Here is a 10,774-nt window from a genome sequence, read left to right on the forward strand (position 1 = left end):
CCGATGCCGGACCCCGTGGCCATCGTGGGGATGTCGGTGCTGCTGCCGGGCGCCCCGGACCTGGCGGCGTACTGGCGCAACCTCGTCGGCGGCGTCGACGCGATCACCGAGGTGCCGCCGGAGAAGTGGGACGGCGCCCACTACGCGCCCGGCGAGCAGCGGCGGGCCGACCGGGTCTACTGCCGGCGCGGCGGGTTCGTCGACGAACTGGCCGAAGTGGACGTCACCGGCTTCGGGATCATGCCGAACTCCGTGCGCGCCACCGAACCCGACCAGCTGATCGCGCTGCGGGTCGCGGCGCAGGCCGTCGCCGACGCCGGCGGCCCGGAACGCCTGCCCGCCGACCGCGCGAAGGTCGGCGTCGTGCTCGGCCGCGGCGGCTACCTGACACCCGGGCTGGTCCGGCTCGACCAGCGCGTCCGCACCGCGACCCAGCTCGTCCGCACCCTCGGCGAGCTGCTGCCGGACCTGGACGCGGACCGGCTCGACGCGGTCCGCCGGGCCTTCACCGACCAGCTCGGCCCGGAGGCGCCGGAGTCCGCGATCGGGCTGGTGCCGAACCTGGCCGCGTCCCGGCTGGCCAACCGCCTCGACCTGCGCGGCCCGGCGTACACCGTGGACGCCGCCTGCGCGTCCTCGCTGATCGCGGTCGACCACGCCGTGCGCGAACTGGCCACCGGCCGCTGCGACGTCGTCCTCGCCGGCGGCGTGCACCACTGCCACGACATCACCTTCTGGAGCGTGTTCACCCAGCTCGGCGCGCTGTCGCCGTCCGAGCGGATCCGGCCGTTCCACCGCGACGCCGACGGCGTGCTGATCGGCGAAGGCACCGGCGTCGTCGTTCTCAAGCGCCTCGCCGACGCCCGGCGCGACGGCGACCGCGTCTACGCCGTGATCACCGGCACCGGTGTCGCCTCCGACGGCCGGACGGCGAGCCTGGCCAGCCCCGACTCCGGCGGCCAGGTGCGGGCGGTCCGCCAGGCGTGGGCCGCGGCGGGCCTGGACCCGGCCGCGCCGGACTCCCTCGGCCTGCTGGAGGCGCACGGCACCGCTACCCCGGCCGGCGACGCGGCGGAACTGGCCACCCTCGCCGCGGTGTTCGGCACGCGCGGCGAAGCGGTGCTGGGCTCGGTCAAGTCGATGATCGGCCACACGATGCCCGCGGCCGGGGTCGCCGGGCTCGTCAAGGCGGCCTTGGCCGTGCACCACGGCGTCCTGCTGCCCACCCTGCACTGCGACGACCCGCACCCCGCGCTGGCGGAGACCCGCTTCTCCACTCTGGACAGTGCCCGGCCGTGGGACGCGGCGGTGCGCCGGGCCGGGGTCAACGCGTTCGGCTTCGGCGGGATCAACGCCCACGTCGTCCTGGAACAGGCCCCGGACCGGCCGGCCGGCCCGGTGACCGTGGTGCGTGAGCCCGAGCGGGTGCTGCGGCTGGCCGCGCCGAGCGTCGACGCGCTGCGCGACCTGCTCGACCGGCCCGGATCCCCGGAGATCGGCGAAGGGCCGGTGCGGCTCGGCGTCGTCGACCCGACGGAGAAGCGGCTGGCCCTGGCCAGGAAGGCGGTCGCCCGCGGCCGGGCCTGGCGCGGCCGCAACGACGTCTGGTTCACCGACCGCCCGCTGCTCGGCCCCGGCGGCGGCAAGCTCGCCTTCCTCTTCCCCGGCCTGGAGTCGGAACTCACGCTCAACTGCGGGGACGTCGCCCGCCACTTCGGGCTGCCGTGGAAGCACGCGGACGTCGAGGTCGGCGACGTCGGACGGCAGGGCACCGCGGTGTTCGAACTGGGCCGGCTGCTCCACTCCGCCCTGGACCGGCTCGGCGTCACCCCCGACGCCGTCGCCGGGCACAGCCTGGGCGAATGGACGGCGATGGCCGTCGCCGGCGTCTACGCCGAGGCCGAGGTCGACGCCTTCCTCGCCGGGTTCGACCCGGACAGCCTCGTCGTGCCCGGGCTCGCCTTCGCCGCGATCGGCGCGCCCGCGCCGCGCGTCGCCGAAGAGCTGGCCGGACGCGCGGACGTCGTGCTCTCCCACGACAACTCCCCGAACCAGGCCATGGTCTGCGGCCCGGAAGCGGCGGTCGGCGCGCTCGTGCGGCGGTTCCGGGACGCCGGGATCGTGGCGCAGGTGCTGCCCTTCCGGTCCGGCTTCCACACCCCGATGCTGCGGCCCTACCTGGACCCGATCCGCGAAGCGGCCGCTCGGTTCACCCTGCACCCGCCGAACCCGCCGCTCTGGTCGGCGACGACGGTGTCGGAGTACCCGGCCGGCGAGGCCGAGGTCCGCGAGCTGTTCGTGCGGCACCTGCTGGAACCGGTCCGGTTCCGGCCGTTGGTGCGGGCCCTGCACGACGCCGGGTTCCGGGCGTTCGTCCAGGTGGGCGCCGGGCAGCTCGGCTCCCTGGTCGGCGACACCCTGCACGGCGAAGAGCACCTCGTCGTGGCGGCGCATTCGGCGCACCGGCCGGGGCTCGCGCAGCTGCGCCGGGTCGCCACCGCGCTGTGGGCCGACGGTCTCGACGTCGACTTCGCCCGGCTGCCCGGGGAGCGCCCGGCCGCGCCCAAGGCGGTCAAGCTCGACCTCGGCGGCCGCCTGATCTCCCTCGACGAACAGGTGCGGGCGCGGATCGCGCTGCCGGCCGGCCGGAAGTCCACTGTGGACGACCTGGCCGCCCAGGGCCCGCTGGCCGCGGAGTTCGCCGCGTTGCTGGCCGACACCGCCGAGCTGGCGTCCACTGTGCTCGCCGGACCGGCTCGCCGCCTGCCACCGCCGGCGGAGCTCGACACGACGCTCACCGTGTCGCTCGAAGCGATGCCGTACCTGCTCGACCACTGTTTCTTCAAGCAGCCACCCCAGGCCGACCCGGGCGACCGCTGGCCGGTCGTCCCGGCGACCACGGTGATCGACCACCTCATGCGGTTCGCCGAACAGGCCGCACCCGGCCGGCACGCGGTCGCGGTGCACGACGTCCGGCTCACCCAGTGGATCACCGCGGTCCCGCCGGTCACCGTGCCGGTGCGGATCCGGCCGCAGGGCGCGGACCGGGTGTCCGCCACCCTCGCCGGGTACTCCCGAGCCGTCGTCGAACTGGCACCGGAGTACCCGGCGGCCGCGCCCGCGCCGTGGCGGTTCCCGGCGTCGGCCGAGCAGGTCCCCGAGACGACCGCGGCACAGCTCTACGACGAACGCTGGATGTTCCACGGCCCGCGCTTCCAGGGCGTCACCGAGCTGACCGCGGTCGGCGAGCGGCACGTCCGCGCCGTGCTGACCACCCCGGCCGCGCCCGGCGCGCTGCTGGACAACGTCGGCCAGGTCCTCGGCTACTGGATCATGTCCCGGCTGCCCGAGCGGACCACCGTCTTCCCGGTCGCCCTGCGCGGGATCCGGTTCCACGGCCCGCACCCGGCGCCGGGGGAGCGCCTGGAGTGCCTGGTCCGGATCACCGGGCTGACGGACGAGTTCCTCGACGCCGACATGCAGCTCGTCCACCAGGGACAGGTCTGGGCCGAGTTCACCGGCTGGCGCGACCGCCGCTTCGACAGCACCGCGCACATCCGCCAGGCCGACCGCACCCCGGAGCGCTCGACGCTGTCGCACGAACAGCCGGGCGGCTGGGCCCTGGTGCACGAGCAGTGGCCGGACCTGGCCACGCGTGAGCTGATCATGCGCAACTACCTCGCCGGCCCCGAGCGCGACGCCTACGACCGCCGTCCGCCGCGCGGCCGCCGCCAGTGGCTGCTCGGCCGCATCGCGGCGAAGGACGCCGTCCGCCAGTTCCTCTGGGCCCGCGGCGAGCGCGAGATGTTCCCCGCCGAGCTGCGCATCGGCAACGACGACGCCGGGCGCCCGTTCGCGGCCGGCGCGTACGGCCGCGACCTGCCGGAGCTGACGATCTCCGTGGCCCACCGGGCCGAGGCCGGGGTGGCGATCGCCCGGCCCGGCCCGTGCGGCATCGACGTCGAAGCGGTCGGCCCGCGCTCGGAGTCCACTGTGGAGGCCGCGCTGGGCCCGGGTGAGCTGGCGCTGTTCGCGAGCCTGCCCGGGGATCCGGAACGGTGGTTCGCGCGGTTCTGGACGGCCAAGGAAGCCGTCGCGAAACTGCGCGGCACCGGCCTGCGCGGCGAGCCCCGCGACTTCGAGGTCGTCGCGGCGGTCCCGGACCTGCTCACCGTCCGCGTCGACGGCCACGGGTACCGCGTGCGCTGCGCCGACGTCGAAAACCCGCCCGGCGCACCGCCGCGCCAGTACGTCGTCGCCTGGACCGAAGAGACGAAGGAGACCGCCGGATGAGCATCGAGACCACGGCCACCGAAGAGGCGACCGTCCTCGCGGCGCTGGCCGGGATGCTGCGCGAGCTGCTCGAAGAGTACGGCCTGGACGACGCCGAGATCACCATGGAGACGACCTTCCACGACGACCTCGAACTGGAGAGCGTCGACCTGGTGGCGCTGTCCGGGCAGCTGCGCGAGCAGTACGGCGACCGCGTCAACTTCGCGACCTTCATCGCCGAACGCGACCTGGACGAGATCATCGCGCTGACCGTCGGCGAACTCGTCCGGTACGTCGTCGCGTCGCTGCGGGCGACCGCGTGAGCCGGATCCGCGCCGGTGAGCTGGACGTGCACGTCCAGCGGCTCACCCCGGACGCGCCCCTCGACGGCGACGCGCCGATCGTGGTCTGCGTCCACGGCCTGCTCACCGACAGCCTCGCCAGCTACTACTTCACCCTCGGCCCGGACTTCGCCGCGCGCGGGCTCGACGTGCTGATGTACGACCTGCGCGGGCACGGCCGCACGACCCGCCCGGCGTCCGGCTACCACCTGGAGCGGTTCGTCGACGATCTCGTGGCGGTCCTCGACGCGTGCGAGGTCACCCGGCCGGTGCACGTCATCGGCAACTCGTTCGGCGCCTCCGTGGCGTTCGGGCTGGCCGCCGCCCGGCCCGACCGGGTGGCGAGCGTCGTCGTGATCGAGGGTGAGCCGCCCACCGGGGAGTGGACCGGGCACATGGCCGACGGGCTCGCCGACGCCAAGGCCCGGCTGGCGCTCGACGAGGTCATCGGCTGGATCGCGGACAACCACGGCGCCCACACAGCGCGGCTGTCGAGAGCCGCGAACAAGATCCTGCAGACCACCACGATCGCCGAGGACATCCCGCGCAGCGCGACCATCGCGGCGGACCTCTCGGCCGTGCGCTGCCCGGTGTTCGCCATCTTCGGCGGCGATTCGGGGCTCGCCGCCCAGGTGCCGCACTTCGAGACGCACCTGACGGGCTGCCGCACCGTCGTGCTGCCCGGCCAGGGGCACTCGGTGCTGGTCGAGCGGACCGCCGAGGTCACCGAGCTGATCTTCGGGTGGGTCCGCGACACCGCGCGCACCCGGGCGCGGGTGCGGTAGTGGCCCGGTTCCTCTTCGTCGTCCCGCCCCTGACCGGGCACGTCAACCCGGCCGTCGGGGTGGCGGCCGAGCTCGCCGCCCGCGGCCACGAAGTCGCCTGGGCCGGGCACCACGAGCTGCTGTGGCAGCTGGCCGGGCCGGACGCGCTGGTGTTCTCGTGCGCCCTGCCGGCCGGCGTGCCGGAGCGGCCGGCCGGGCTCAAGGGCCCGGCGGCGCTGCGGTTCCTCTGGCAGGACTTCCTGGTCCCGCTCGCCGACGCGATGGCACCCGGCGTGGCCGCTGCCCTCGACGCGTTCGAACCGCACGTCGTCGTCGCCGACCAGCAGGCGTTGGCCGGCGGCCTGCTCGCCGAAGCGCACGGCCTGCCGTGGGTGACGTCGGCGACGACATCGGCCGAACTGGCCGACCCCCTCGCCGGGATGCCGAAGGTCGGGGAGTGGGTGGATTCGCTGCTCGACGGCCTGCGCGCGCGGATCGCCGGCGGCCGGGGCGAGGCCGACCCGCGGTTCTCCCCGCACGGCGTCCTGGCGTTCACCACCCGCGAACTGCTCGGCGCGGCCACCCTGCCGCCGGGCACCCGGCTCGTCGGGCCGGCGCTCGGCGCGCGTCCGTCCACACCGGACTTCCCGTGGGAGTGGCTCGACCCGCTCCGGCCGACCGTGCTGGTTTCCCTCGGCACGGCGAACACGGCCGCGGGCGCCGGGTTCCTGGCCGCGACGGCGGCGGCGTTCGCCGGGCTGCCCGTGCGGGCGGTGATCGCCGACCCGGGAGGCGTGGTGGGCGACGTGGTGGGCGGCGTCCCGCCGAACGTCCTGGTGCGGCGCCAGGTCCCGCAGCTCCCGCTGCTGGCGCGGGTGGACGCGGTGCTGTGCCACGCGGGCCACAACACGGTCTGCGAAACCCTCTGGCACGGCCTCCCGCTGGTGGTCGCCCCGATCCGCGACGACCAGCCGGTCGTGGCGGCCCAGGTGGTGGCGGCGGGCGCGGGCCTGCGGCTGCGGTTCGGCCGCGCGGACGCCCCGCGCATCGCGGCGGCGGTCGAAGAGGTGCTGACCGAGCCGGCGTACCGGCGGGCGGCCGAGACGATCGCCGCGTCCTTCCACGCGGCCGGCGGCAGTGCGGCGGCCGCGGGCCACCTGGAGCAGCTCGCGCTGGAGAGCTTGGCCCACCTGGGTCCGTGAAAGCCCTTGCGCCGCCGACGAACCGGCCATCGCCTTCCAGCCCGGGAAGGGGTTCGAGCTGACCCTGCGTCACCGGAACGGGTGGCTATCCACAGTGGACTCCGCGCACTAGCTTGGGAGGCCGAGCCAGGAGGTGCGGATGACGGCCACCGCGGAGGCCAGCCCGGGTACGGCGGCACCGGCCGCCCTGAGCCGCGGGCGGGTCAACGCCGTGTTCGGGGCCGTGCTGCTCGGCATGCTGCTGGCCGCGCTGGACCAGACCATCGTCGGGACGGCGCTGCCCACCATCGTCGGCGACCTGGGCGGGGCCGGGCACCTGTCCTGGGTCGTGACGTCCTACCTGCTCGCCGAGACGATCATGACCGTGGTCGTCGGCAAGCTCGGCGACCTGTTCGGCCGCAAGCTGCTGTTCCAGCTGTCGGTGGTCGTGTTCGGCATCGGCTCGTTCTGCGCCGGGTTCGCCGGCAGCATGGTCTGGCTGATCGTCTGGCGCGCGGTGCAGGGCCTCGGCGGCGGCGGGCTGATGGTCACCTCCACCGCCCTGATCGCCGACGTCGTCCCGCTGCGCGAGCGCGGCAAGTACCAGGGCGTCCTCGGCTCGGTGTTCGGCGTGGTCACGGTGGCCGGCCCGATGCTCGGCGGCTTCTTCGTCGACCACCTGTCGTGGCGCTGGGCGTTCTACGTCAACATCCCGCTGGTCGTGGTGGTGCTGGTGGTGGCGTCCTCGGCGATGCCGAACGCGCGCGCCGCGGTCAAGCCGGTCGTCGACTACCTCGGCATCCTGCTGATCGGGCTCGCCGCGACCGGCCTGACGCTGGTCACGAGCTGGGGCGGCACGCAGTACGCGTGGGGCTCGCCGGTGATCATCGGGATGGCGGCCGGCTCGGTGCTGCTGCTGGCCGGGTTCGTCTTCGTCGAGCTGCGGGCGAAGGAGCCGATGCTGCCGATGCGGCTGTTCCGCAACCCGGTGTTCACCGTCGGCGGGATCATGAGCTTCGTCGTCGGCTTCGCGATGCTCGGCGCGTTGTCGTACCTGCCGACGTACATGCAGTACGTCCAGGGCACGTCCGCGACGACGTCCGGGGTGCGGCTGCTGCCGATGGTGCTGGCGCTGCTGGTCGCGTCGATCGCCGCGGGCAACGCGGTCAGCCGCACCGGGCGGTACAAGATCTTCCCGCTGGCCGGGGCGGCGGGCATGACGGCCGGCCTGTACCTGCTGTCCCGGCTGGACACGAACACCGGCTTCTGGGAAGCGTCGGCGTACATGGCGGTGCTGGGCCTGGGCATCGGGCTCGGCATGCAGGTGCTGACCATCGCCGTGCAGAACACCGTCGACTACGCCGACCTCGGCGTCGCGACCTCGGGCGTCACGTTCCTGCGGTCGATCGGCAGCTCGTTCGGCGCGGCGATCTTCGGCACGGTGTACGCGAACCAGCTGACGCCGAAGCTGGCCGCGCTGCCGGTGCCGCCGGGGGTGGACCCGCGGGCGCTGCAGGTGCCGACGGCGCTGCACGCCCTGCCGGAGGCGGTGTCGGCCCCGGTGATCCGCGCGTACAGCGACTCGCTGCACGTGGTGTTCCTCGCCGCGGCCCCGGTCGGCCTGGTGGCCCTGGTGCTGGCGTTCTTCCTGAAGGAGGTCCCGCTGCGCGACACGGCCCGCGCGGCGGCCCCGGACCTCGGCGACGGCTTCGCGATGCCGGAGGCCCGCACCGGCGACCGCGAGCTGGAACGCGCGGTCGCGACGCTGTTCTTCCGCGAGCGCCGCAAGGTGGCCCCGGCGATCATCGAGCGGGCCGGGGGCGAGCTCGACGAGGGCGGGATCTGGTGCCTGCTGCAGGTCCACCTGCGGCAGCGCCGCGGAACGCCGGCGACGCTGCGGGCGATCGGCGAGTACTTCGGCGTCCCGGCGCAGGTCCTGGAACCGGCGTTCAACCGCCTGGAGCTGACGGGCCACCTGCGCTACACCCGCGACGGCTGGGAGCTGACTTCCGCCGGGCGCGAGGAGTTCGGGAAGGTCGTCCAGGCGTGGCACGCCTGGCTGGCGGACCGCCTGGGTGACTGGGGCACGGGCAACCGCACGGAGCTGGACGCGGCCATCGGCAGGGTGGCGGCACGGCTGATGGACCAGAGCGCGGAGTCGCGGACGTACGGGCGCCACGCCCTGGCCGGCGCTTGACGGCCCGGGCGGCCGCGCAGCGAGCAACCGGCCGACGAAGGCCGGTCGGTACGAAGGTGCTGCTGCGGCCGTGATCAGCGGCGCCAGAAGTCGTGCGGGGTGCGGCCCGGGCGGAAGCCGCAGGATTCCACCAGGGCCGCCGCCTCGCTGAAGTCGTGGCCGACCAGGCCCGGCTCGTGGGCGTCGCTGCCGAACGACACCGCCTCGCCGCCCTCCCGGAACCACCAGCGGACCACCTCGCCCGGCAGCGGGACCTTCGTGTTCACCTCCAGCGCGCGGCCGCTGACCTTGAGGGCCCGCAGCACCGTCCGGAACTCCTCCTCGAACTCGGCGACCTCGAACGGTGGCCCTTCGGACGGCCACGAGCGCAGCGCGTAGTCGATGTGGGCGAGCACCGCGAAGTCCGCCGTGGACTCGACCAGGCCCAGCACCTCGGCGAGGTAGGCCCGCAGGAGCTCGCCCGGCGGGCGGCCGGTGATCACCGTCAGCTCGTGGTGGTGCTCGCCGTCCGGGAGGGAGTGGACCGAGCCGAGCACGCGGTCGAAGTCGTGGGCCGCCAGGAGGGCGTCGGCGCGTGGCCGGTGCCAGTGCGGCTCGCTGAGCTCCACTCCGGACAGGATCCGCAGGCCGGGGAACCGCGATCGGCACTCTTCGACGCACGCCAGGTAGCCGGGGACGTCCAGCTCGGGCGGCTCGAGGACGCCGTCCGGGCGCAGGCGGACGCGGAAGTGGTCCGGCAGGAGGGGCCGGATCGGCTCCGGGATCAGCCACGGTGTCAGGTCCGCGTGCTCGGTGAACGCCACGGACGGCAGGCCGAGTTCGAGCGCTCGCTCGCACGAACCGAGCATCGAGCCGGTGATCGTGTCCCAGGACCATTCGGTGTGGACGTGTCCGTCCGTCGGGAGGCTCACCAGGGCGATTGTGCCGTAGCGTCTGACCCATGGCGTCCAAGGCTGTGGAGCTCGAGGTCGGGCCGCACACCGTGCGGATCTCCAATCCGGACCGGGTCTACTTCCCGGCCCGTGGGGAGACGAAGCTCGACCTGGTCAACTACTACCTCTCGGTCGGCGACGGGATCGTCAACGCGCTGCGGGAACGGCCCTGCATGCTGCACCGGTTCCCGTCGGGGGTGGCCGGGGAGAAGGTGCACCAGAAGCGGGTGCCGAACGGCGCTCCTCCTTGGCTGGAGACCGTCCGGGTGACGTTTCCGCGTTACAACCGGCATGCTGACGAGTTGTGCGTGACCGAACTCGCGCATGTCGCGTGGGCGGTGCAGATGTCCACTGTGGAGTTCCACCCGTGGAACTCGCGGCGGGCCGACACCGAGAAGCCTGATGAGTGGCGGATCGATCTCGATCCGATGCCGGACTGCGGATACGACCGGGTTCGGCGGGTTGCGCACGTTGCTCGTGAAGTTCTCGACGAGCTGGGGGCTGTGGGGTGGCCGAAGACTTCTGGTGGGCGTGGGTTGCACATCTACGTGCGGATTGAGCCTCGGTGGGGGTTTGCCGATGTCCGGCGGGCCGCGTTGGCTTTTGCCCATGAGGTCGAGCGGCGGGCTCCGGAGGATGTCACTACCACGTGGTGGCGGAAGGATCGGGATCCTCGGTTGTTGTTCGTCGATTACAACCAGAATGCCCGGGATCATACCGTTGCCAGTGCTTACTCGGTTCGGGGGAATGCCGAGGGGACGGTTTCTGCTCCGCTTCGGTGGGATGAGATCGATTCTGCCGAGCCGGGGGATTTTACTATTGCGACGGTTCCGGGTCGGTTTGCTTCGCTGGGTGATCTTCATGCCGGGATTGATGATTCCGTGTTCTCGATCGAGCCGTTGCTGGAATGGGCTGATCGGGATGGGGTTGAGGCTCCTGAGGATTGATTTGCGTGCTCGCAACCCCGAAGCCTGATTGTGACTACGGCCGGTGGCAGGTTGTCAAGGCGGGAAATATTAAAAAAAAAAAAAAGACAACCCAGTGTTTTTTTTTTTGTGGGGGTTGGTGGGGGGGTGGGTTTTGTTGT

The 10,774-nt window shown here is 73.3% G+C and carries 7 protein-coding genes; 6 read left to right on the plus strand and 1 reads right to left on the minus strand.

The window, feature by feature from the left end; translation table 11 throughout:
- Positions 1-3: 3 nt before the first annotated feature.
- The 5 genes from ABZW17_RS28995 (at position 4) to ABZW17_RS29015 (ending at position 8,755) form a co-directional block, all read left to right on the plus strand.
- On the plus strand, positions 4-4,293 hold the full coding sequence (locus tag ABZW17_RS28995; protein WP_354821012.1) for a beta-ketoacyl synthase N-terminal-like domain-containing protein: 4,290 nt from the start codon (positions 4-6) through the stop codon (positions 4,291-4,293).
- Positions 4,290-4,595, plus strand: a complete 306-nt coding sequence (locus ABZW17_RS29000; RefSeq protein WP_354821015.1) for a phosphopantetheine-binding protein — start codon at positions 4,290-4,292, stop codon at positions 4,593-4,595. The genes ABZW17_RS28995 and ABZW17_RS29000 overlap by 4 nt, the downstream gene beginning before the upstream one ends.
- Positions 4,592-5,398, plus strand: coding sequence for an alpha/beta hydrolase (locus ABZW17_RS29005; protein WP_354821018.1), 807 nt, complete (start codon positions 4,592-4,594; stop codon positions 5,396-5,398). The genes ABZW17_RS29000 and ABZW17_RS29005 overlap by 4 nt, the downstream gene beginning before the upstream one ends.
- Positions 5,398-6,579, plus strand: coding sequence for a glycosyltransferase (locus ABZW17_RS29010; RefSeq protein WP_354821021.1), 1,182 nt, complete (start codon positions 5,398-5,400; stop codon positions 6,577-6,579). Before ABZW17_RS29005 ends, ABZW17_RS29010 begins: the two co-directional genes overlap by 1 nt.
- Positions 6,580-6,718: 139 nt before the next feature.
- A complete protein-coding gene (locus ABZW17_RS29015; RefSeq protein WP_354821024.1) occupies positions 6,719-8,755 on the plus strand; it encodes an MDR family MFS transporter in 2,037 nt (678 codons plus the stop codon).
- A 74-nt stretch (positions 8,756-8,829) separates the two neighbouring features.
- On the opposite strand, the gene ABZW17_RS29020 is transcribed toward ABZW17_RS29015, so the two are convergent.
- Positions 8,830-9,666 (minus strand): PHP domain-containing protein, encoded by an 837-nt coding sequence (locus ABZW17_RS29020; protein WP_354821027.1) that lies wholly within the window; start codon positions 9,664-9,666, stop codon positions 8,830-8,832.
- Positions 9,667-9,695: 29 nt separating this feature from the next.
- On the opposite strand from ABZW17_RS29020, the gene ligD reads away from it, so the two are divergent.
- A complete protein-coding gene (gene ligD, locus ABZW17_RS29025; protein WP_354821030.1) occupies positions 9,696-10,634 on the plus strand; it encodes a non-homologous end-joining DNA ligase in 939 nt (312 codons plus the stop codon).
- Positions 10,635-10,774: the final 140 nt, after the last annotated feature.

Origin of the sequence: Amycolatopsis sp. NPDC004625, from assembly GCF_040609695.1 — a bacterium.
Taxonomy (GTDB): Bacteria; Actinomycetota; Actinomycetes; order Mycobacteriales; family Pseudonocardiaceae; genus Amycolatopsis.